This is a genomic window from Rhizobium sp. 9140 (genome assembly GCF_900067135.1).
GTDB lineage: Bacteria > Pseudomonadota > Alphaproteobacteria > Rhizobiales > Rhizobiaceae > Ferranicluibacter.
This window is the reverse complement of record NZ_FJUR01000006.1, coordinates 137,314-158,310: the sequence shown is the minus strand read 5'-3', so window position 1 is coordinate 158,310 and position 20,997 is coordinate 137,314. Positions and strand designations below refer to the sequence as shown.

The window sequence follows — 20,997 nt, the reverse complement described above, 5'->3', positions numbered from 1 at the left end:
TGAAACACGTCATCTCAATTTACCATGGCGCGATTCCGAAGTCGGGAAGGTCGATTCCGACCTGAGGATATTCGATTCCGATCTCCCAATTTGCGATTCCTCTGTGCGCAATTCCGACGAGGGCGCAGATCATTGCCGCACTTGATTGCCCGTTAACGCAGGCGCGCTATCACGGGTGCGTGGTCGCTTGGCTGGTTGAGGTCGTTCCTGACCGATGAAAAGCTGCGGCTGGCACAGATGGAGATGGGTTGATGCCCCGCAAATCAAAGACGCAGCGCAGCGCCGAGCAGAGGGTGCGCCAGCAGGACGTCCGGGACGGAGCCAAGGAAAAGCGCCGTCCGTCGCGCGACGACATCGCTCGGATGTTCCTCTGGCAGACGATTTCCAATGCGCACAAGGATGGCGACGCGGGGCGCGCTCTGATCTCGAAGATGGCCGATTCTATCGTAAAGGGTCTCGAGCACCAGAAGTTTAACGATCGCGAAAGCTACGATGTCTTCGATAGCCTCGTCCGCAAGTACAGCGACGGCCTCTATCCGTTCCGCCCGAAGCGTCATCTCGGCAAGTCCACGCCGGACGACACCACCGAGTGAAGCGCGCCCATGTGGGTAGGTCATGGCCAACTCTGTCTAATCACGCGCGAAACTAGTTCCCATTCCAGCCCACAATGCGCCAGGAAAGGTGTGCCGGCCACGTGATCATCTGCAAACGTCGTTTCTCTTTCAAGCGTATTCCCCCCGTTACTTCGTATAACGGCGTTTGCAGTGGAATCGCGGAATCTGAGCCGACACGTTCAGGATGATGGCAATGCGTATGCCCGATCACGCTTCTCTGTTTACGTGGCAGTTTGCATTGTGCCCACTGAGTAAGGCAGGTCGCGCATAGCTGCGTAGCTCGATGGATGCACCTAACCCATTGAGATGACGACGGGCGCAACCAACGCTTAACGCCTGACAGCTACAACTTGGCATAGACATACCGAAGAATGCCGGGGGTGACGTCTTGGGGGCAAGCAATATCATCGCCTATGTGCCACGGGCACTGTTCAGCATTGTCGCGCTCGCCTTCCTGATGCTCTGGCGAACCGGAATGATCACCTCATGGCACTGGGCGGCAGGCTTTGCCCAGACAGCCCTCGGCTTCGTGTTGTCGACCTTCTCCATTCAGCCGATGTTCGATGCTTTCAGTTCCGGGATGGTCTTCATAGGCGCATCCTGGTGCTACGGCAGTGGCCTGCTGATCTACTTCGATGCACCGCGCCTGCGGGCAGCACGGACCGGTCTCATAGTGATCTACACGCCCACCCTGGCCTACCTCGTGTTCGTGGAACAGAGCCTCGTCTGGCAGCTCTTCCTTACAGATGTCGGGTTCGCGCTCATGCTGGGAATGGCCGTCTCTGCTGTGGCCCGACGGGCCGCCCGGCGTATCGATATGGCGCTGGTCGCCGCGAGCGGTATCGTCTTACTCGACTCCGTGCTGCGCACCGCGTTCTTCACCTTCTTCACCGACTCAAGCAACAGTCTCGGCGACTTCGCGCATTCCGCCTACAATCTGGCCGTCCATGTCTCGACCATCTCCGTTTGCATGGTCTTTCCCTTCACCGCGCTCGGAGCCATCGCCTCGGCGGCCATCGAACGGCATCGCAAGGAGGCCGAGACCGACCACCTGACCGGGCTATTCAATCGCCGGGGCTTTGAAACCGCGATCAAGAGGGATCACGCAAGCGGCATTCCGAGCGGTGTGGCGCTGCTGTTCGACATCGATCGGTTCAAGCAGGTCAACGACAGCTATGGCCATGAGGTCGGCGACCGGGCGATCGTCCAGCTTGCCGACACGCTCAGACATACCACCGGTGCCACGGGATATGTTGCGCGAGCCGGCGGCGAGGAGTTCATCGCGTTCCTGCCGCATGTCACACTGGGGCAGGGCATCACGATCGCCAATCTCGTTCGTGTCTCCCTCGAGGAGCGAGACTGGAAAATGCTTGGTCTCGACCGTCCGGTCACGGTCAGCGGCGGTGCGGTCGAGGTGACGTCCGGCCCGGACGCGTTGAGACATGCGTTTCGCTCGGCGGATTCCGCGCTCTATGCGGCAAAGTCTTCCGGTCGCAACAGGATCGTATCGGCCAGCATCTTGGGAGCACCGTACGATGGCCAAGCAGACCTTCGTCCGGTGCTGCCGAGATCGGTCGCCTGACTGTAGATCGACGTTCCGGCGAGGCATGACACCGTGCGGGCACATCGATGCAAATCGGCTCAATTTACGCTGCCGCGATTCAAAACGCGGAATATTCGATTCCGATCTCAAGATTAGCGATTCCTGTGCAAACGCCGTGACAGCAAGCGGTCATCTCCAAAATGGTGTTCGGGCGATCGTGCTAATGGGCGAGGCTGCTCGGCAGCCAGCAAAACTGGAAGGTTAGCCCGCCGACCTGTCTAGGCGGTGAGGACACATGACGTGAGCGCTGATCGCTGAAACGGGCCAGCATGAGCGTCACACGGAGTTACGGCATCCCCGGTTCGGGACGTGGAGTTGCGGCGGCGCTCAAGTCTGTGGTCGTGCCGTGGCGGCCTTCGGGATGACTTGCCGTGGCGCGCTGCCGGAATTGAGGGCTCGTGGCATCGTCTCTAACGCGACGACCGGCGACGTCTGTGCGGTTCATATGCAAGACAGGGCCGCCTTTCCGCTAATGTCGCGGATCGCCCAGACGGCCCGACGGCGGCCAGCTTCTTACCTCAGTTTGGAGCGCTAGGCACCTTCCCGACGCAAACGGCGTTGATCAAAAATATGCCTACTCCCCCCGTTACTCCTGATAACGACGTTTGCAAAAGAATCGCAAATCTTGAGCCATACGCCGCATTCAGCCCCCTCTGCACCGTGTCGCATTCGTTTCCACCGGCTCGGCGGTACACACGTCGCGATAGCCTCGCCGGCGTTTGAGGTTTGCGAACTGCTTCAGTTGCATGGTGGCTTCGGCGGCTGACGCGCAGCGCCAGGTGATCTGTCGGCCAGATCGAACGATTCGACCCCATCGGCGCACCGCGACGATCCCTCCGAACAGATCGGTCAGCGCGAACAGATGGTAGAAGCGCGCCATGTTGCGGTCAGGATCAATACGCTGGAGATAAATGCCAAGCTCGTCAGTTTCCATGGCCCAATGATCGGCGACGGCACGTCATCGGTCCAACGACTAATATGAATCGATCAGGGCCGTTTGATTCACATCGGTGATTGATCATTCAGGGATGGAATGCGGAAATAATTTCCGCATTCGTTGCGTTGTACAGTCAGAAAACTTTCCCAACATAATATTTCTCTGGTGTCGTCCGCGACGATGAGACCATCGAAAACCTCAAGCAGCGCGTCGACGGTCGTCTGTCCAAGCGCATCGCCTGTCTGTGCGATTTTGCCTTCGGCCATATCCCATTTTTCGGGAAGACATTGTACTTGTTGTCCAGAAGCACCTTTCGTGTAGGAAACTCGAACCGCTCAGCAGGGCCATGAGACATCAGTCTGTTATCGGTCATTCGAGGCACGCTGCCTTTCGGTACCGGTGTGATTTCAAGAAGAATGCGGGCGCGTTAGGTTCGACCAGCTAATCCCTGAATCTAGGCCCCTGTTTCCCGTATTAAGTATTTGTTTAATATTCCTCAGTCGGATCGTGTCCCAGGACGTGGTGTAGCTTAGACGACCACGGCTCATTCCCGAGGGCCGGATGAGTGTCAGCTTGCTGCTGGCAGGCTGATAAGCGGATCATCGCTCATTGTTGCGATGGTTTCCAGTGTCATGTAGCGGGACCGCTGGACGGCCCATTCGTCATTCTGCTCCAGGAGCAAGGCACCGACCAGTCTGACTATTGCGTCGTCGTTGGGGAAGATGCCGACGACCTCGGTGCGCCGCTTGATCTCGCCGTTGAGGCGTTCGATTGGATTGGTGCTGTGAAGCTTGGCCCAATGCTGCTTGGGAAAGGTCATGTAAGCGAGCACGTCTTGCTCGGCACTGTCCATGAGACTGGCGAGTTTGGGCACCTTCGGCCTGATCTGGTCGGCGACGTTACGCCATTGGGTACTTGCAGCCTCTGACGTGTCCTGGGCAAAGGCCGTGGCGATGAAGGCGGAGACAACACGGCGTCCGCTCTTTCCAGCATGGGCCAGCGCGTTGCGCATGAAGTGAACCCTGCAGCGCTGCCAGGTGGCGGAAAGTACCTTCGATACTGCGGCTTTGATGCCCTCATGGGCATCGGAGACGACGAGCTTGACGCCACGCAGACCCCGCCTGGTCAGCTTTCGAAGAAACTCGGTCCAGATCGCCTCGGCCTCGGATGTGCCGATCTCCATACCGAGCACCTCGCGTCGACCATCGGTGTTGACGCCGACGGCGATGATGACGGCAACGGAGACGATGCGCCCGCCGCGCCGGACCTTGAGGTAGGTCGCATCGATCCAAAGGTAGGGCCATTCCCCTTCGATGGGCCTGTCGAGAAAGGCCTTCACCTTCTCGTCGATCTCCTCGCAGAGCCGGGATACCTGGCTCTTGGAGATGCCCGACATGCCCATGGCCTTAACGAGGTCATCGACGGATCGGGTCGAGACGCCTTGGATATAGGCCTCTTGGATCACCGCCGTCAGGGCCTTCTCTGCCATGCGGCGTGGTTCGAGAAAGCTCGGGAAATAGCTGCCTGTGCGAAGCTTTGGAATGCGCAGCTCGACGGTGCCCGCCCGTGTCTCCCAGTCCCGGTCGCGATAGCCGTTGCGCTGGGCAAGTCGGAAGCCATTCTTCTCGCCATAACCCGCGCCCGTCTTTGTGCCGACCTCCAGCGCCATCAGCTTCTCGGCAGCGAAGCCGATCATCTCGCGCAGCAAATCGGCGTCGGCGCTCTTCTCAACGAGTGAGCGCAGGTTCATCATGTCGTCGGTCATCGGTGGTGTCCCTCAGGTTGGTCATAAGCAACCCGACCCTACCGGAAATCACCGATGGCTATGAAATCCAGCTACACCACTCCATGGGACACGATCCTCAGTTCGGCTCTGGACCGATTTCGCTGTTTATGCATGATCCGGCATACAGGGGAACTGGGTCATGGATGAACACGTATCAGTAACGCCGGAAAATTCAGAGCAATCTATTTTTCAAAGCAGCCTGTCAGTAGAGGCGAAGATCGAGCGAGCCCGCATGGAGCTTCTCGATCTAGGCGCGCGCAACAGGCTGCTTAACGTGCCACGATTTTCCAAGAGCGCAAAGACGGTCGACATCGTAGATGAGAAGTCGACCGAGGTTTTCCGGATTCTGGTTTCAGAAGGGAAGGCAATGACCTTCCTTGCTGGAGCAAAGGGTAGGGAATCCCAAGACAACGACGACGGCGATGCCCTCATAGAGCTGGCGCTTCCCGATGATGACGACAAGGACGAGAGCGGCCGCCTGACCCGTCACGCGGACACAAAGCTGCAGACCCGTATGACGCCCAATGGACTCCAGAAACGGCTGCTAGATCTCTATTTTGATGCGAGGACCTTGGAGGAGGAGCAGGGGGTCAACATCCTTTACCTCGGGTTGGGGACGCTGAAATGGGTCGATCCCAACAACGCCGAGAACATTCGCTACGCACCCCTGATTCTTGTCCCGGTCTCGCTCGAGCGTGGAAGCGCTGCCGAGCGGTTCAAGCTTCGAGCGCGACAGGAAGACTTTGCGTCAAACCTCTCGCTTGAAGCGTTCCTTGATCGCATCCACAAGATCAGAATGCCCGAATTCGAGGCCTCCGAAGATTTCGATTTCGAGACCTACACGTCGAAGGTTTCCGAGGCCATAGCCGTCAAGCCGACGTGGTCGGTGCAGCCGGATGAGATCGTCCTGGGTTTCTTCTCGTTCGCCAAGTTCCTCATGTATCGCGATCTCGATCCGACACTATGGCCAGCCGACAAGAAGTTCACCGATCGGCCACTCCATTTATCAGGAGGCACAGCTCCGTCCAAATATCACAAGCGAGCTTCATGAAGCGCCGCTCGGTACGGTCGCTGCGTTGGTCAAGCAGACCGTTGAAGCCGAAGGGCCGATCCATCAGGACGAGGTCGTTACACGCATCAGGTCGGCATGGGGGCTGCAACGCGCCGGCGGGCGGATAGAAGCGCACGTGGCATCGGCGATCGACGTCACTGTCAGGTCCGGAGATGTTGTCCGGGACGGCCGTTTCTTGTTGTGGTCGGACGCTCCCATCAATCTCCGTGACCGAAGCCAGGTCACATCCCAGAGCCTCAGGAGAATTGAGTTGATCCCTCCCATGGAGATTGACCAAGGTCTAATAGACATCATCATCGCGAGCCTTGGAGCGACCTCCGATCAGGCGGTGAACGCCGTTTCCCGAGCTTTGGGGTTCAAATCCACAAGCAGCCAATTGCGCGACACAATCGTCCAGCGGATCGAAGCCTTGAAGGGTGGCGGCAGACTGGCAGAGTCCAACGGAATGCTGATCGTCGGAGGTGAGGCGGGCTCCGCATGAGGTCAGTGCTGGGCATCGACGCCGCTTGGACTGAGGGAGAGCCGAGCGTCGTCGCACTGATTGCGGATGACGGATCAGGCTGGCGGCTCGTAGAAGTCGCCGCATCCTATGCGGCATTTCTTGCAGAAGGCGACACGCCTAGTACGTACATTCGGCATCGCGGTAGCGTTCCGGATTCGGAATCGATCGTCAACACTGCGCGCTCGAAGATCGGTACTAATGTGGATGTCGTGGCGATCGACATACCTCTGTCGATGACCCCGATTACAGGGCGTCGCGCCTCCGACAATATGATCTCGTCACTATACGGCGCTCGACATGCCAGCACACATACGCCGAGCGCGACGAGGCCGGGTAGATTGAGCGATGAACTCCGCAAAGGGTTTGATGCTATCGGCTATCCGCTGGTCATGTCTGAGTTCAGTGGCAAAGCACTGCTTGAAGTTTATCCGCATCCAGCGCTGATCGAGCTCGCGGCAGCAGAACGTCATCTGGCGTACAAGCATTCAAAGATGTGGAAATACTGGCCGGACGCACCGCCCAGCTTGCGGCGGACACGGCTGTTCGAGGTCTGGATGCAGATTGTAGTTCTTCTGGATGCCAGGATCAGTGGCGTTGCGGCTGCTTTGTCGTTTCCTCCATTGGAAGCTCGAGGATACGAAATGAAGGCGTTCGAGGATATGCTGGATGCCATGGTGTGCGCTTGGGTAGGAGCCTGCGCACTTGACGGGGAGGCAAGAGCCTACGGGGATTCGATGTCGGCGATCTGGGTGCCGATACCGATAGGTATGGATGGGTAGGAAAGGACACGCCTGCGAACCTCTTGGATGCAGAGCCCGGAGGCGGTGCCATAGGTTCGCCTTCCTAACACATTGCGACGTCGACCTCGAGAATACTTAAATTACCTAATAAATTCAATCTCTTAACAAAAGTCAGATAATAACAATTATGGAACTGCGACGGTAGGTGCGACTGCATTTAATGCGCAGATTTCGCTGACATCCCGTCATCGCTCAATCCTCTGCAAAGAGATGCAGCGATTGAGTCACCACATGTTATTTTGGAACCGACAACGCAGTGTTTGCATTTTTCAGCACGCTACTCCTGCGGCTGTGTCTGGCCTGCGGCAAGCGCCTCTATTACACGGCACTCCGACACTTTGCCGCGCGCGCACCCCAAGATCATGCGTGATAGCTCGTCGCGCAGCGCCAACAAGCGTACAAGGCGGATTTCAACCGCCTCAAGCTGGCTCTGCGCGATCCTGCTTGCGTCTTCGCACGAGGCCTCTGGCTGCTCCTGCAAAGCCAGCAGGACGCGGACGCTCGATAGATCGAAGCCGAGTTCACGGGCATGGCGGATGAAGCCTAAGCGGCGCGCATCGGCCGCCCCATAGCTTCGCCGTCCGTTGGACTGGCGCACAGGCGGCGGCAGAACACCAGCCCGCTCGTAATAGCGGATTGTTTCGATATTGACGCCTGTGGCACGAGATAAATCACCGATCTGCAATTTTTGTCTTGCTCCTGTAGTCACTACAGGTCTTACGATAAAAGCTCCAAAGGTTCGAGGTTTTTCTTAAATGAGTGCTGCCACCACTATCCGTTACAACGTCACTGGCATGGATTGCTCGTCTTGCGCAGCGAAAGTAGAGGGCGCGGCCCGCAAGGTTGAGGGCGTAGCGGACGTTAAAGTGTCCATCGCCTCGCAGATCATGACGCTCGACGTCGACGATCCGGCGAGGCGCCTTCCTGACGTTGAGCAGGCGGTGACGGGCTTGGGCTATCAGCTCGACCGGATCGGCGCTCCGGGCGAGGATGCAGACGACGACGACAAAATCCCCGACCTGTCGCATGTCACGCCCGCCTATAAGCGCGCGCTGTGGATCGTCGTCCTTCTTAATGCGGCCTATGGCGTCATCGAGATTGTCGGCAGCTTCCTTGCCGGATCGCAGGCCCTGCAAGCAGATGCGCTCGATTTCATCGGGGACGGCGCGATTTCCTTCCTCGGCCTGGTTGCCGTGGGCTGGGGCCTTGCCGCCCGCGCGAAGGCCGCGCTGCTGCAAGGGGTGTTCCTCGCCCTGCTCGGCTTCGGCGTGATCGGCTCGACGGTCTATCGCTCCTTTGTCGAGCACGAGCCGCAAACGTTGCTAATGGGCGGCTTTGCCCTCGTCGCCTGCATCGTCAATATCCTCGCGGCCGTGGTGCTGATCCCTCACCGCAAGGGCGATGCCAACGTGCGCGCCGTGTGGCTGTTCTCGCGCAATGACGCCATTGGCAATCTGGCCGTGCTCGCCGCGGCGGTTGTCGTCTGGTGGCTCAACAACCCGTGGCCGGATTTGATCGTCGCGTTCGCGGTTGCAGGGCTGTTCCTGCAATCGGCATGGTCGATCATTCGCGACGCGCGGCAAGACCTAGCGCAAGCGGGGCGCGCTTGAAGGGCTGGTGCATCATCGTCGTTCTGGCTGGTGCCGCGCTCGATCTCGCCACTAAGGCGTGGGCGCGGGCCACTCTCGAACCTTATGGTTCTGCGGCGGACTTCCTGCCCTTCATATCGCTGCGCCTAACCTTCAACAAGGGAGTTTCATTCAGCCTGCTTTCATTCGAACACGATGGAGGTAAGCTTGCCTTGCTGGTTTTCACAGGCCTTATAACTCTCGGCCTCGCCACTTGGGCCTGGAGGATACCGCATGCTCGGGAGCGTCTAGCGCTCTCGGTGATCATCGCGGGCGCGCTCGGCAATTTCCTTAACCGTGCAGTAGATGGCGCTGTGACAGATTATCTCGATCTACATTTTGGAGATTGGCACCCGTTCGTTTTCAATCTAGCAGACGTATGGATTAGCGTTGGCGCAGTTATGCTGGTCGTTTTTCAGGCTTTCTCAAAGAAGATAGAAGAACGCTCCGCCGCGTGATACTTCTTCAAACGCGCGTGCTCCGCAGCTTCGGAAGAGCGTTTTCTTTTCAAGCTATTCTTCCCGCAGACGGGCCAACGAGCCACAAGCACCTAGCAGGAATATGGCCGCAGCGGAGCGAAGAATTTTATCCATATCGTCTCAGCTTCAGTTCGCCCGCCGTGAACCTCCTCATAGCAAAGCCCGAAAATCTCATTGTGACGGCTAGGGAGTGAAAGACGGAAGCGCAGCGCTCGCAGGCCTGCAGCAAATCATACGGGACGGTCCGACGGGACCCGGTCAGTCTGCGCGAGAAGAGTCGGCAATTTTTCCGGCGCCGCTCCGCTTCACCACGCCTTTGAAAGGATCGGCAAGCGCGGCATCTGGCCTGCTGACCGGATATTTGATCCCGGAAATGCGCTCCGCGAGCTTCTCGGCGCCAGCCTTCTTCAAGAGCGCTCGGAAACTCGGATGCATCCCGCCATCGACATAGGCGCTCACCGGAACGGTGGCGTCCGTGGCCAGCGCTGCGTCGACCTTCTGCTTCTCCGCAGTGATCTGAGCCACGAGCTGCGTGTCGTACGGAGCAACGCCAGGCGGACAATCCGCGAGCGGATCGCGAGGCTCCCCGCCGTGGAACTCCGTGTTGAACACGTAGCGGCGTCCGCAGACGGAGACCTTGGGCTGCAGCTTCGTGAGCTCGAAGGCGTCGTAACCCTCCTTGAGTGTCTTCCAGAATGCTAGGTTCTCGTCGTTCCTGTGGAGGGCCATGTTCTCCGCTGTCATGCGGAACGGATAGGCCTGCACCTGGAAGCGGTCTTGCCCCGAGGCCAGGGCCTTGGAGACCACCGCATAGATCTCCCCGACGCCCTGGTCCGTCATCGCGTAGCAGCCGGACGACGAGCAGGCCCCATGCACCATCAGCGCCTCTCCGCTGTAGCCAAGCGCCGACTCCAGCCGGTTAGGATAGCCCAAATTGAAGGAGACGTAGTACTGGGACTTCGGGTTCAGCATCCCGGCGGACACATGGTAGAAGCCTTCCGGAGCCTGGCGGTCTCCCGCTTTCGTCTTCGGTCCGAGCTTTCCCGACCAGCGGCACATAGGATAGGTCTTCATCAAGGCATAGCGTCCCGTCCCGGTCTGCTTCCAGACCTCGAGCTCGCTTTCCCGCTTAAAGATCCTCACGAGCACCGGGCTCTCAGGCTTCATGCCCTTGCGTGACATGTCGGCCAGCATCTTGTCGGGAATCGTCGGAGGCGCGCGGGAGATGTCGTCGAGCGCAATGTCAGCCGCCACGCATCCCGAAAGAGCCGCCGTGGCCGCTGCGAACAGCGACAGCGGCAGGACGGCCTTCCACACGCCTCGCGCACCCGTTGTGCGGGAGAGACCAAATATCCAATTTATGCGCGGCACTGCTGCTCCACCTTCACAAGGCAACCGGATCCTGCGGTCTTGAATGCCCATCCAGTGCATAGTCTCATACACGAGAAGCGTGGGTCGTGCGACTCCTCGCCCGATCCGAGCCCGATTCGTAGGCATCCTAGAACCTTGAGCAGCTACAGGTGCAAGCCCATTCTGGAAAAAATGCCGTCCCCGCTGCACAAGAAGCTTGATTATCTTCGACTGCATGGCGGTGCTAGCGCGAGCCGCCATGATACAAAATCCGTCATGCGATCGCAGGCGCTTTCCTGATGATCCATCTCTCGGCGGTCCGCTTCATGCTCGTGAACTTCGCCTTTGCAGAAGTTTCCTGAACGGCGGGGCACGGCGAGCTGGAGGCCAGGGTTGGCGACGGCGTCGGAGGCCCTCGCCGTCTGCATCGGGATCGAGAGTTATCTCTGGCTCGAAGAGCTGCGGTCCTACCGCAAGACCGGCGGCAGTGCAGGTAAGAGGCTCCAGCCGCCGGCCAGCAGGTCAGCGGGGAGTGGCAGGCAGCTCTCTCTTATGGGCGCTGGCTCTGTACGCCGCCAGTATCCTCGCTCTCGAACTCTGCGCTACCTCCCGCCCCTCCAGGAAGTCGTCGATTTCGTCGTAGGTGACGCCATAAACTTCCTCGTCGGGCTTCAGGGGCGCGTCGCTCTCGAGGTCGGCCGTCGGAACCTTGAACACCAGGTCCGCGGGCGCCCCCAGATGCGTCGCCAGTGAACGCACCCTGCGCTTGTTCAGCCCCGCGAGCGGCAGCACGTCAGCGGCGCCGTCGCCGAACTTCGTATAGAAGCCCATCAGGGCCTCCGCCGCGTGGTCGGTTCCGACAACCAGACCGGCGGACGCTCCGGCGAGCGCGAACTGGGCGATCATGCGCTGGCGGGCCTTGATGTTACCAAGGTGGAAGTGGAACCTGCTCCCTGAAAGCAGGTCCGCCGCCTCCGCGGAAATCTCCGCGATCATGGCGTCCGCGGCAGGTCTGATGTCGATGTTAACGGTCCTGTCAGGGCGGATCACCGACAGGCATCGCTGCGCGTCCGCCTCGTCGGCCTGCTCGCCGTAGGGCAGCCTGACGGCGATGAAGCTCGCCTGCAGGCCTTCCCTCTGCAGCCTCTCGGCCGCGCGCTGCGAAAGCAGGCCCGCGGTCAAAGAGTCGACGCCGCCGCTGATCCCGAGGATGAGCGTCCTCAGGCTCGCCGCTTTCAAATATTCCACCAGAAACGACACCCGTCTTTCGGACTCCGCAGCCGCGTCGAATTCTGAGGCCACCCCCAATTCCTCAAGGATAGCCGCCTGTTCTCGATCCATAGTCGTCTCCTGACCTGCATGCACATCGAGTAATAGCGCGAGGGCCGCGGCGGTTCCTTCCTGGTTGGCTACGCCTAAACAAAATCCACGGGCAGCTTAACGGTGAGCAGCGCGATGAGGACACGTTGAGCCATTCGCCCGCGGTCAGCCAGGACGACGCCCTCAACGGCCTATCTGTTGGCGGCGTAACGTGAGCAAAACGAGCGAGAAAGCCTTAAACGAAGCTGGAGGCCGAGCACAACTTGCGAGATGATCAGGGGTCGCGCCGTTCCGCCGTCTCCGAACCAGAGGGTCAAACCGGCCGGCGGAACGATGGCAATCCGCGTATCAGCCGCCGCAGCCACGGGCGAGCTGCCACTTCGAGGAAGCCCCCTACAATGATCTGCAACAGAGCCACATTGCTTGCGGCCGGGAGGCGTCGCCTTAACCGGCTGGTGCGGATCGAGGCAATAGTCTATCGGCATGACTGACGATGCGTCCGCCCGATACAAACGCCACCGCTTTCCAGCCGAGATCATCGCGCATGCGGTATGGCTCTATTACCGGTTCCCGCTGAGCCTGCGCGATATCGAAGACCTGCTTGCCGAGCGCGGCATTGCCGTCTCGTTTCAGACCGTCTCAGAATGGACGACTAAGTTTGGCCTGAAATTCGCCCACCAACTCAAGCGGCGGTCGATCGGCAACTTCGCAGACAAATGGCATCTCGATGAGATGGTCGTATCGATCAAGGGCAAGAAATACTGGCTGTGGCGCGCCGTCGATGCCAACGGCTACGTTCTCGATGCTCTGCTGCAAAGCCGCAGAAACAAGGGAGCCGCTCTTCGGCTGATGCGCAAATTGTTGAAGAGCCAAGGTGTTGCGCCGCGCGTGATGGTGACAGACAAGCTGCGTTCTTATTCCGCCGCAAAGCGAGAGATCATGCTGGGGATCGAACACCGTTCGCACAAAGGGCTCAACAACCTCGCAGAAAATTCTCACCTTCCCGTTCGACGACGAGAGCGACGCATGATGCGGTTCAAGTCGGCAGGTCAATGCCAACGTTTCGTCTCAACCCACGGCCAAATTGCCAATCTTTTCCAACTTCATCGAAAACACCTGAATGCCGCTGATCATCGCCAACTCCGCGCCCTCGCCAGCGCCACCTGGCGTGAGATCGCGTTGCCGATCCAAGCCTGAAATTCAGGACAAAGAAATGATTGCGTCCTACGTCAGGTTAAGGCGACGCCACCATTCAAGTGAACTGATCTTCCATGCGGAACCACCAAAACACGACTTCGTCTAAGCCGCTGATCGTTGGTTCTTCTCGCCGCCGATTTGCGGAGCTGCACCGTTCGCTCGATTTTGGTAGATCGTCTTCTTGCCGTATCCCCTTGCCTCTGGGCCGAGTTTGGACGCTTCAGAGCCGGGATCGCGAATCCACTTGCGCCGGTTGAGCTTGAAGCGTTTCACCAGGGTTTCCAGCTCGCTTGCGGCGGCAGAGACGGATTCGGCAATGGCACCCATGCTGCTGACCATGCCAGCGTTTTGCTGCGTCATTTGGTCCAGCGAGTTCACCGCGGCATTGATTTCGTTCAGACTGGTCGATTGTTCTCGCGCGCCGACGGAAATGCTTTCGATGTTAGCATTGATCGACTTCACATACTCTTCAATATGCTTCAGGGCTTGACCTGTTTCACCAACGAGCCGAACACCTTCCTTTACCTCAGCCGAAGAATTGGCAATAAGACCGGAAATCTGTTTCGCAGCACTGGCCGAGCGTTGTGCGAGCTCGCGGACTTCCTGTGCGACAACGGCGAAGCCTTTACCCGCTTCGCCGGCACGCGCCGCCTCAACGCCTGCGTTGAGTGCGAGAAGGTTTGTCTGAAAGGCAATTTCGTCGATCACGCTGATGATGCTGGTGATTTCCTTTGAAGCGGATTCGATGCGTCCAATCGCATCTACGGTAGCTGTGACGACTTGCACAGAATTTGCCGCGACAGAGTTGGCTTCGGTGACCAGTCTATGGGCTTCGGCAGTCCGTTCGGCTGACTGCCGGACCGTGACCGTAATCTGTTCCAGAGCGGCAGATGTTTCTTCGAGAGCCGCCGCCTGCTGTTCTGAACGATGAGCAATTCCGTTGGCGCTGGAGCTCATGTCCCCGCTTTTTTCCGTCAACATTGAGGTCTGGCTGAGAACCTCTTCCAGCGTGCCCTGGAAATTCGCCAGAGACTCATTGAAATTGTGCCGAAGGTGCTCAAACTCATCGACAAACGGCTCGTCAATCGTGATGCGTATGTTGTTATCCGAGAGACGTTCAAGGCCTGCTCCGATCTGCTGTAGTGCGGTCACTCGGCCCGAGACATCGGTGGCGAATTTGACAACCTTGAAGACCTTGCCTTCGTCGTCGTGGATTGGATTGTATGTTGCCTGAATATAGACGGAACTTCCGTCCTTCCTCAGGCGCTTGAATTCGTCGTTGAGGAACTCACCTTTGGCAAGGCGTGGCCAGAAGTCGGCATACTCTTTTGATGCCCGATAGTCCGCCTCACAGAAAATCTGATGGTGCTCACCGACAATCTCGTCAAGGGAATAACCAAGTGTGTCGAGGAAGTTCTTGTTGGCCGTCAGGATCTTGCCATCAGGCGTGAATTCGATCACGGCCTGGGCACGAGACAGGGCATCAAGCTTGCCCTTGCTTTCCAGGCTCTCGCGTTTGCTCTCTGTGATGTCGGTTGCGATCTTCACGACCTTGATGACTTTCCCGCCGCGAATGACAGGATTATAGGAAGCTTCCAGCCAAATTTCCCGACCATTCTTGCCGATCCTCTTATATTGGTCGCGGACGAACTCACCGGAACCAAGACGTTTCCAGAATGCTGTGTATTCTGCAGACTGGGCATCATCCGGCTTGACAAAAATCCGATGGCTTTTGCCGATAATCTCGTCACGACTATAACCGACCGCCTTGCAGAAGTTCTCATTGGCGTCGAGGATCGTGCCGTCGGTTTTGAACGAGATAATGGCTTGCGATCGTTCGAAAGCCTGCATGACAGAATAGAGACTGCCGGCCAGGATGGTGTTCAGGTTCACGAAAGCCTCCGCCTTAAGAATTAGGCCTTCACTATCTAACGAACTGATTAATTTATGATTATCCATGGCGCTAATTTTGGTCCAGCGGGCCAAGTGATACACCCGACTAAAGAACGCCATGACAAACCAGTTCAACGCAAAGAACGTCGCGGGCTTTAACCGAAAAACAACGGATTTGAGTAAAATCGAAAGTAGTTTCCACCGCACGCGCTTGAACTACTATCAAGTCCGCGCACAGAGGGTCCATGCCAAACTTCCGTCATAATCGCGCCAATGTCGAGATCTTTATCTGGATCGGTGCATTCGTTGTGCTCTACGGCCTTGCCTCGTATTTTAATGCCCATGAGGTTCTGGACCATTCCTTCCGTGATCATGAGAGTTACAATCTCGATGAGGTGTTCACCGCTCTGAACATCGGTGGTTTCCTGGGGCTGGCCTATTCGGTGCTCCGTATCAAGGATATGTCTCACGGGTGATGTCACGTTGTTGGGTAACGATGGAAGGAAGCGTGTCGGTGGAAACTCAGACCAGCCCGGCTGTCACAGCATTCCACTGCGCCGTTGCGCGGACACGGTGAATGTGAGTGGTGAGAGCTGAGCGTTTTTTGTGCGATGCGACGAAGAGATTTCGAACTGCCGAGAAGATTGAGATGAAGCGTTGCAATCCGCCGACCGATCGGAATCCCTGCATTATCCGTTCTCGTTTTCGCAGCGGCAGGTGAGAGTTCTCTGCTCGATTGTTGAGGCCTTTGTGCGATCGATGTTCAACATTGGGCATGACGTCCCGCCTTGCCGCGCTGTATGAGCGCAATTTGTCGGTGATGATGCGCTTCGGCGCCATCCCTTGCTTCTTCAGCAGCCGGATCAGTAATCGCTTGGCAGCCTTTGTATTGCGGCGGGTCTGAACGATCTCGTCGAGAACATAACCGTCCTGATCGACGGCACGCCACAGCCAATGCTTTCGGCCAGCAATGGAGATCACCACCTCGTCCAGGTGCCAGATATCTTTTCGCGACGGCTTGCGTCTGCGCAATTGCCTTGCGTAGGCAGGGCCAAATTTCCGGCCCCACCGGCGGATCGTTTCATAAGAAACGACAATACCGCGCTCCAGCAGCATTTCCTCCACCATCCGCAAGCTCAGAGGGAACCGGAAATACAACCACACCGCACGGGCGATAACCTGCGGCGGAAAGCGGTGGTTCTTATAGCTGATGGTGGGCGTGCTCATCTCACCGCCACTATCCGCCAATCGTAAAGCCAACGACAACGTGACATCACCGGCCTACAAGATCAAAAGGATGATCAACATGATTGGTGCAGGAGCGCTGTTGAAAGCAATAACTGCTGCTTGAGGGGAGCAGCTACACAGGCTTTAGGTCCAAAAGCCGCACGCAAAGCGCTTCACGACTGACTCAGACGCCTCCCAGTTCGCGACAAGCGCAAAATTCAGCCGATCCCGCCACGTCGGGCTCAAAACGCCCATTCAGACGATTGCGCTAGAGTTTTCACACAGCCTCGGCCGATACTGTTGAAAAAATCGCGTTGTCGGTGCTGGGTAGCCGTGATTCAATCGCCGCAATGATTTGCGGAGGATTGAGCGATGATGGGATGTCAGGCAGTTCCGGCGCAGCTCTTCTACGACTTCTGTCTTGATGATCACGTTCCTGCAGATCATCTGCTGCGCGGGATCGACCGCCATCTCAAACTCGACAGCGTGCGAGCGCAGTTGAAGCCTTTCTACAGCACCACTGGTCGCCCTTCGGTTGATCCGGAGCTAATGATGCGGATGCTGATCATCGGCTATTCCATGGGTATCCGATCTGAGCGGCGGCTCTGCGAAGAGGTCCACCTTAATCTCGCCTATCGCTGGTTCTGCCGCCTTGGACTGGACGGCAAAGTGCCTGATCATTCCAGCTTCTCGAAGAACCGCCATGGCCGGTTCCGGCGGAGCGACATCCTGCGACATATGTTTGAGACGGTCGTGGAGCGCTGCCTTGCGCAAGGGTTGGTCGGTGCGGAAGGATTTGCCGTCGACGCTAGCCTGATTGCAGCAGATGCCAACAAACAGCGCTCGGTACCGGGCGCTGAATGGGAAGCCAAAGAGGACGCTGGGCGTTCGGTGCAGGAGTATCTGGCTGTTCTCGATGATGCCGCTTTCGGGGCTGCCTCGCGGGTGACGCCGAAGTTCATCTCTCCGTCCGATCCGGCAGCGCAGTGGACCGGTGCCCACAAAGGCCATGCCTTCTTCGCCTATGCCACCAACTACCTGATCGACACAGACCACGGCGTTATCCTCGACGTCGAGGCGACACGTGTCAACGGCGGAGTAAAAACCGGCCACGTGGCGGAGCAAAAGTCGGCCACCATGGTGCCGGCCTGAGACCGCCGGGAGGGCATAGCCCGAGCGGGGGTCTCAGGCCGGCGCGGAGATTTTGGAGGAGGGTTTCAGCCAGCCTTTCTGGCGCGGCTCTGGGCGAGCCGATAGCTGTCGCCGTTCATCTCGAGGATGTTGACGTGGTGGGTAATGCGTCGAGCAGACCGCCGGTTAGCCGCTCCGATCCCAGGGTTTCCGTCCATTCGTCAAATGGAAGATTGCTGGTGATCAGGGTCGCGCCACGCTCGTAGCGCTGGGAGATCAGTTCAAACAGCAATTCCGCGCCGGTCTTCGACAGCGGCACAAAGCCCAGCTCGTCGATAATCAGCAGCGTGTAGGCGGCCATCTGCTTCTGGAAGCGAAGAAGACGCCGTTCGTCGCGGGCCTCCATCATCTCGCTGACCAAGGCGGCCGCTGTCGTGAACCCGACGGACAGGCCTTTCTGGCATGCGGCCAGGCCGAGACCGAGTGCAACATGGGTCTTGCCCGTGCCGCTGGGACCAAGGGCGATGACATTCTCCCTTCGCTCAATCCATTCGCATCGGGACAGTTCCAGCACCTGCATCTTGTTGAGCTTGGGGATGGCGGTGAAGTCGAAACTGTCGAGGCTTTTGACGACGGGGAATCTGGCCGCCTTGATCCGACGCTCGACCTTGCGGCGATCCCGTTCGATCATCTCCCGCTCGGCAAGCCGGGACAGGTATCCAACATGATCGACGCCTTCGGTGGCGCATAGCCGGGCCAGTTTCTGATACTCGCGCTGGAAGGTCGGCAGCTTCAGGGTTTTGAGATAGTGCGCGAGAAGGATCTCTGGTGCTTCTGTGCTCATGCGGCTTCTCCCGCATCAGACGATAGAAGGCGCATGTAGGCCTTCGCCGAGGTCGTCTCGACCGTCGCCCTTGGCAGGTATGGGTAGATCGACAGGTCCAGCCGTGGCGGCCGGCGCTCGACCCGGCACAGGATCAGATGCTTGATAGCATCGAAGCCGATCGCGCCGAGCCGAATGGCCTGCTTCACGGCCGCGTGCAGGTCCGCAAGGTCGAAGCTTTCCATGAGGCGCAGGACCTGCACATATTCCCGCCGGCCATGCTTGGCCATTCTGCCTTCCATCAGGCGGCGCAGCGTCGCGAATTCCTCGGGCAGGTCCCAGCCCTGGAGAGGAGCGGCCTGATCCAGAGAGTTGATCTTCTGCTCGATCAGCGGCAGGTAATGAACGGGATCGAAGACGACGTCCTCACGCTCCCAGCTCCGCGGATGACGCGCGATGATCTCGCCGCGGCAGCCGATTACCACCGCGTCGACATAGCCCCGGATCCAAACATCCTGATGGCCATAGGCGACCGGTACGGAATAGTCGTTGGTCTTGTAGCGCACCAGCGACTGGGCTGTCATCCTGGCGCTGGCCTGGTCGCAGGCATCGAAGGGAGACGCCGGTAACGGACGCATGGCCGCCAGATCACGCTGTAGCCGCTCCCCGATTGTCTCACTCTCACCGCGCAGCTTGTCGCGCTGGCGTTTGCGGCACTGCTCTTCCAGAAAGGTATTGAAGGCGTCCCATGTCGCAAACTGTGGGATCGGCACCATAAAATTACGTCGGGCATAGCCGACGAGACCCTCGACATTCCCCTTGTCGTTGCCTTTGCCGGGACGGCCGTAGCGATCCCGGATCAGGTGGTGGGACAGGAAGCCGCTGAACAACGCCGCCCGCTTGCGTGTGCCGTCGGGCAGGATCTTGGCCACAAGGCAACGGTCATTGTCATAGACGATCGACTGCGGCACGGCCCCGAAGAAGGCGAATGCATGGATGTGGCCGTCGACCCAGGCCTCGGCCACCGCCGCAGGATAGGCCCGAACGTAGCAGCCGTCGCTATGCGGCAGATCGAGCACGAAGAAACGGGCCTTCTGTTCCACGCCGCCAATCACGACCGTCGCCTCACCGAAGTCAGCCTCCGCATGGCCCGGCGGATGAGCCAGCGGCACGAACATCTCCTGGCGGCGCTGATCGCGCTCGCGCATGTAATCCTTGATGATCGTGTAGCCGCCGGTGAAGCCACATTCATCGCGAAGCCGGTCGAATACCCGCTTGGCCGTATGGCGCTGCTTGCACGGCACCTTCAGGTCTTCATCAAGCCAATGCTCGATCGTCGAAACAAACGCGTCCAGCTTCGGGCGCCGGATCGGCAATTGCCGCTGATAGCCAGGCGGTGTCGAATAGGCCACCATCTTGGCCACGCTGTCGCGCGATATGTTGAAATGCTTTGCTGCCTGTCGCCGGCTCATCCCTTCCGAAACTGCCAGGCGAACCCTCAGATATAATTCCACGGTGTAGATCCCCTGTCCCTCCTGCCATCAATGCAGAAAGGAAATAGGTGGCCGAATTTTACTCCGCCCGCGCCAGCATTATGCCGCCGCTACCGTGGCCGACTTTTCCACCGCCGCTCTCAGATCAAGGCGTGGACGCGCTTCAGGTTCCCGGCATCGATGGGCGAGAGGCGCTCGGTCAGCGTGGTGCGGATCTGCCCGGAATCGACCAGCCGCGCAACCTCGTTGAGGATCCGGCCCTGCTCGTCCTTGTCTGGCGTCCCGTAGACCGATCGCGTGAACATCAGCTCGTGGTGGATCGACACCGCCTTGCGCTTAAAAAGCATCACCTCGAACCCTTTCGGGTCGTCGATAAGTCCGAACCGTCCCTGGGGAGCGATGAGCTCGGCGATATCGGCGACGTGCTGTTCGGTATGGGTCGTCGAGAAGACGAAGGCGGGAGCGCCGATGCCGAGTTCGGCGACCTGCGGCGCAAGCGGCTTCGAATGATCGATCACGTGGTGGGCGCCCATCGCGCTCACCCATTCCGTCGTCTCGCGACGCGAGGCGGTGGCGATAACTGTCAGGTCCGTCGCCTGCCGGGCGATCTGGACGGCGATCGAGCCGACCCCGCCAGCGCCGCCGACAATCAGGATGGCGCGTGCAGCCCCCGGCACGGGTTTGGCAACGTTGAGGCGGTCGAAGAACGCCTCCCAGGCGGTAAGCGCAGTCAGCGGAAGCGCTGCTGCCTCAGCCCAGTCAAGCGTTTGCGGCTTACGGCCTACGATGCGTTCGTCGACAAGGTGGAACTCAGCGTTGGCGCCGGGCCGGGTGATGGAGCCGGCGTAGAACACCTCGTCGCCCACCTTGAACGACGAAACGTCCGGACCGACAGCAACGACGACGCCCGCCGCGTCCCAGCCGAGGACCTTCCAGTCGCCGTCCTGTGGTCCTGTGCTCCGGCGGACCTTGTAGTCGACCGGATTGACCGAAACGGCTCTGACTTCGACGAGAAGGTCCCGCCCCCCCGGCACGGGCTTCGGCAGATCGATGTCGAGTAGAGCTTCTTTTCGATCGATGGCTCCGGGGGTGTTGTATCCAATAGCTCGCATGGTTTGCTCCTAACTTGATGGAGCCAAAGT

At 58.8% G+C, this 20,997-nt stretch carries 19 protein-coding genes and 2 pseudogenes; 10 read left to right on the top strand and 11 right to left on the bottom strand.

All coding sequences use genetic code 11. The features are described from left to right. Window positions 1–251: 251 nt before the first annotated feature. On the top strand, window positions 252–593 hold the full coding sequence (locus GA0004734_RS25620; protein ID WP_092938872.1) for a hypothetical protein: 342 nt from the start codon (window positions 252–254) through the stop codon (window positions 591–593). Window positions 594–1,002: 409 nt separating this feature from the next. Beyond that, window positions 1,003–2,196 (top strand): GGDEF domain-containing protein, encoded by a 1,194-nt coding sequence (locus tag GA0004734_RS26760; RefSeq protein ID WP_092938870.1) that lies wholly within the window; start codon window positions 1,003–1,005, stop codon window positions 2,194–2,196. 664 nt (window positions 2,197–2,860) lie between these two features. On the opposite strand, the gene GA0004734_RS25610 is transcribed toward GA0004734_RS26760, so the two are convergent. From GA0004734_RS25610 to GA0004734_RS25600, 3 genes are all read right to left on the bottom strand, one after another. After that, window positions 2,861–3,151 carry a WGR domain-containing protein gene (locus GA0004734_RS25610; RefSeq protein WP_092938868.1) on the bottom strand — a complete coding sequence of 97 codons (291 nt, stop codon included), beginning with the start codon at window positions 3,149–3,151 and terminating at the stop codon, window positions 2,861–2,863. 68 nt (window positions 3,152–3,219) lie between these two features. Continuing rightward, window positions 3,220–3,420 carry a hypothetical protein gene (locus GA0004734_RS25605; RefSeq protein WP_092938866.1) on the bottom strand — a complete coding sequence of 67 codons (201 nt, stop codon included), beginning with the start codon at window positions 3,418–3,420 and terminating at the stop codon, window positions 3,220–3,222. A gap of 302 nt (window positions 3,421–3,722) precedes the next feature. Continuing rightward, window positions 3,723–4,919, bottom strand: a complete 1,197-nt coding sequence (locus tag GA0004734_RS25600) for an IS256 family transposase (RefSeq protein ID WP_092938864.1) — start codon at window positions 4,917–4,919, stop codon at window positions 3,723–3,725. A gap of 160 nt (window positions 4,920–5,079) precedes the next feature. On the opposite strand from GA0004734_RS25600, the gene GA0004734_RS25590 reads away from it, so the two are divergent. From GA0004734_RS25590 to GA0004734_RS25580, 3 genes are read left to right on the top strand one after another with little or no spacing between them, the layout of a single operon-like run. Further along, the gene (locus GA0004734_RS25590; RefSeq protein ID WP_348626131.1) at window positions 5,080–5,991 is read left to right on the top strand and encodes a DUF4011 domain-containing protein; all 912 of its coding nucleotides are present in this window, start codon (window positions 5,080–5,082) and stop codon (window positions 5,989–5,991) included. 25 nt (window positions 5,992–6,016) lie between these two features. Continuing rightward, window positions 6,017–6,493: a DUF3320 domain-containing protein gene (locus GA0004734_RS26845; RefSeq protein WP_175386700.1), complete on the top strand. Its 477-nt coding sequence runs from the start codon at window positions 6,017–6,019 to the stop codon at window positions 6,491–6,493. Beyond that, window positions 6,490–7,293 (top strand): DUF429 domain-containing protein, encoded by an 804-nt coding sequence (locus GA0004734_RS25580; protein ID WP_092938860.1) that lies wholly within the window; start codon window positions 6,490–6,492, stop codon window positions 7,291–7,293. Before GA0004734_RS26845 ends, GA0004734_RS25580 begins: the two co-directional genes overlap by 4 nt. Window positions 7,294–7,591: 298 nt before the next feature. On the opposite strand, the gene GA0004734_RS25575 is transcribed toward GA0004734_RS25580, so the two are convergent. Further along, window positions 7,592–7,999: a MerR family transcriptional regulator gene (locus GA0004734_RS25575; protein WP_092938859.1), complete on the bottom strand. Its 408-nt coding sequence runs from the start codon at window positions 7,997–7,999 to the stop codon at window positions 7,592–7,594. A 70-nt stretch (window positions 8,000–8,069) separates the two neighbouring features. Here GA0004734_RS25575 and GA0004734_RS25570 point away from each other — a divergent pair, with 70 nt between their 5' ends. Beyond that, window positions 8,070–8,924, top strand: coding sequence for a cation transporter (locus tag GA0004734_RS25570; protein ID WP_245292657.1), 855 nt, complete (start codon window positions 8,070–8,072; stop codon window positions 8,922–8,924). Next, the gene (lspA, locus tag GA0004734_RS25565) at window positions 8,921–9,400 is read left to right on the top strand and encodes a signal peptidase II (RefSeq protein ID WP_245292656.1); all 480 of its coding nucleotides are present in this window, start codon (window positions 8,921–8,923) and stop codon (window positions 9,398–9,400) included. Before GA0004734_RS25570 ends, lspA begins: the two co-directional genes overlap by 4 nt. 279 nt (window positions 9,401–9,679) lie before the next feature. Here the strand turns inward: lspA and GA0004734_RS25560 are convergent, their stop codons facing one another. Together GA0004734_RS25560 and nadE are read right to left on the bottom strand one after the other, a co-directional pair. Further along, window positions 9,680–10,843 (bottom strand): L,D-transpeptidase family protein, encoded by a 1,164-nt coding sequence (locus tag GA0004734_RS25560; protein WP_245292655.1) that lies wholly within the window; start codon window positions 10,841–10,843, stop codon window positions 9,680–9,682. Between the two features lie 450 nt (window positions 10,844–11,293). Further along, entirely contained in the window at window positions 11,294–12,112 is an 819-nt protein-coding gene (nadE, locus tag GA0004734_RS25555) for an ammonia-dependent NAD(+) synthetase (RefSeq protein WP_092938853.1), read from the bottom strand. 462 nt (window positions 12,113–12,574) lie between these two features. Between nadE and GA0004734_RS25550 the strand changes: the two genes are divergently transcribed. Continuing rightward, window positions 12,575–13,288, top strand: coding sequence for an IS6-like element ISRsp9 family transposase (locus GA0004734_RS25550; RefSeq protein WP_052642687.1), 714 nt, complete (start codon window positions 12,575–12,577; stop codon window positions 13,286–13,288). A gap of 102 nt (window positions 13,289–13,390) precedes the next feature. Here GA0004734_RS25550 and GA0004734_RS25545 read toward each other — a convergent pair whose 3' ends face one another. Continuing rightward, window positions 13,391–15,139, bottom strand: coding sequence for a methyl-accepting chemotaxis protein (locus tag GA0004734_RS25545; protein WP_245292660.1), 1,749 nt, complete (start codon window positions 15,137–15,139; stop codon window positions 13,391–13,393). A gap of 287 nt (window positions 15,140–15,426) precedes the next feature. On the opposite strand from GA0004734_RS25545, the gene GA0004734_RS25540 reads away from it, so the two are divergent. Then, entirely contained in the window at window positions 15,427–15,657 is a 231-nt protein-coding gene (locus GA0004734_RS25540) for a hypothetical protein (RefSeq protein ID WP_092938849.1), read from the top strand. A gap of 46 nt (window positions 15,658–15,703) precedes the next feature. On the opposite strand, the gene GA0004734_RS25535 is transcribed toward GA0004734_RS25540, so the two are convergent. Beyond that, on the bottom strand, window positions 15,704–16,408 hold the full coding sequence (locus tag GA0004734_RS25535; protein WP_139056356.1) for an IS6 family transposase: 705 nt from the start codon (window positions 16,406–16,408) through the stop codon (window positions 15,704–15,706). A 372-nt stretch (window positions 16,409–16,780) separates the two neighbouring features. Between GA0004734_RS25535 and GA0004734_RS25530 the strand changes: the two are divergent. After that, window positions 16,781–17,491, top strand: a pseudogene (locus GA0004734_RS25530) (transposase); the annotation flags it as partial. 134 nt (window positions 17,492–17,625) lie between these two features. Here GA0004734_RS25530 and istB read toward each other — a convergent pair. From istB to GA0004734_RS25515, 3 genes and pseudogenes are all read right to left on the bottom strand, one after another. Further along, a pseudogene (gene istB, locus GA0004734_RS25525) lies at window positions 17,626–18,383 on the bottom strand (IS21-like element helper ATPase IstB). Beyond that, on the bottom strand, window positions 18,380–19,876 hold the full coding sequence (istA, locus tag GA0004734_RS25520) for an IS21 family transposase (protein WP_139056357.1): 1,497 nt from the start codon (window positions 19,874–19,876) through the stop codon (window positions 18,380–18,382). The pseudogene istB and the gene istA overlap by 4 nt, the downstream one beginning before the upstream one ends. A 119-nt stretch (window positions 19,877–19,995) precedes the next feature. After that, window positions 19,996–20,967 carry a zinc-binding alcohol dehydrogenase family protein gene (locus GA0004734_RS25515; RefSeq protein ID WP_092938845.1) on the bottom strand — a complete coding sequence of 324 codons (972 nt, stop codon included), beginning with the start codon at window positions 20,965–20,967 and terminating at the stop codon, window positions 19,996–19,998. Window positions 20,968–20,997: the final 30 nt, after the last annotated feature.

Bases quoted from the DNA above. Each gene is read 5' to 3' on its own strand.
- GA0004734_RS25515 (WP_092938845.1), bottom strand. From the start codon at position 20,967: ATGCGAGCTATTGGATACAACACCCCCGGAGCCATCGATCGAAAAGAA.
- nadE (WP_092938853.1), bottom strand. From the start codon at position 12,112: ATGGATCGAGAACAGGCGGCTATCCTTGAGGAATTGGGGGTGGCCTCA.
- GA0004734_RS25570 (WP_245292657.1), top strand. From the start codon at position 8,070: ATGAGTGCTGCCACCACTATCCGTTACAACGTCACTGGCATGGATTGC.
- GA0004734_RS25535 (WP_139056356.1), bottom strand. From the start codon at position 16,408: ATGAGCACGCCCACCATCAGCTATAAGAACCACCGCTTTCCGCCGCAG.
- GA0004734_RS25620 (WP_092938872.1), top strand. From the start codon at position 252: ATGCCCCGCAAATCAAAGACGCAGCGCAGCGCCGAGCAGAGGGTGCGC.
- GA0004734_RS25540 (WP_092938849.1), top strand. From the start codon at position 15,427: ATGCCAAACTTCCGTCATAATCGCGCCAATGTCGAGATCTTTATCTGG.
- GA0004734_RS25545 (WP_245292660.1), bottom strand. From the start codon at position 15,139: ATGCAGGCTTTCGAACGATCGCAAGCCATTATCTCGTTCAAAACCGAC.
- GA0004734_RS25605 (WP_092938866.1), bottom strand. From the start codon at position 3,420: ATGGCCGAAGGCAAAATCGCACAGACAGGCGATGCGCTTGGACAGACG.
- GA0004734_RS25600 (WP_092938864.1), bottom strand. From the start codon at position 4,919: ATGACCGACGACATGATGAACCTGCGCTCACTCGTTGAGAAGAGCGCC.
- GA0004734_RS25610 (WP_092938868.1), bottom strand. From the start codon at position 3,151: ATGGAAACTGACGAGCTTGGCATTTATCTCCAGCGTATTGATCCTGAC.
- GA0004734_RS25580 (WP_092938860.1), top strand. From the start codon at position 6,490: ATGAGGTCAGTGCTGGGCATCGACGCCGCTTGGACTGAGGGAGAGCCG.
- GA0004734_RS25590 (WP_348626131.1), top strand. From the start codon at position 5,080: ATGGATGAACACGTATCAGTAACGCCGGAAAATTCAGAGCAATCTATT.
- GA0004734_RS25560 (WP_245292655.1), bottom strand. From the start codon at position 10,843: ATGGGCATTCAAGACCGCAGGATCCGGTTGCCTTGTGAAGGTGGAGCA.
- GA0004734_RS25550 (WP_052642687.1), top strand. From the start codon at position 12,575: ATGACTGACGATGCGTCCGCCCGATACAAACGCCACCGCTTTCCAGCC.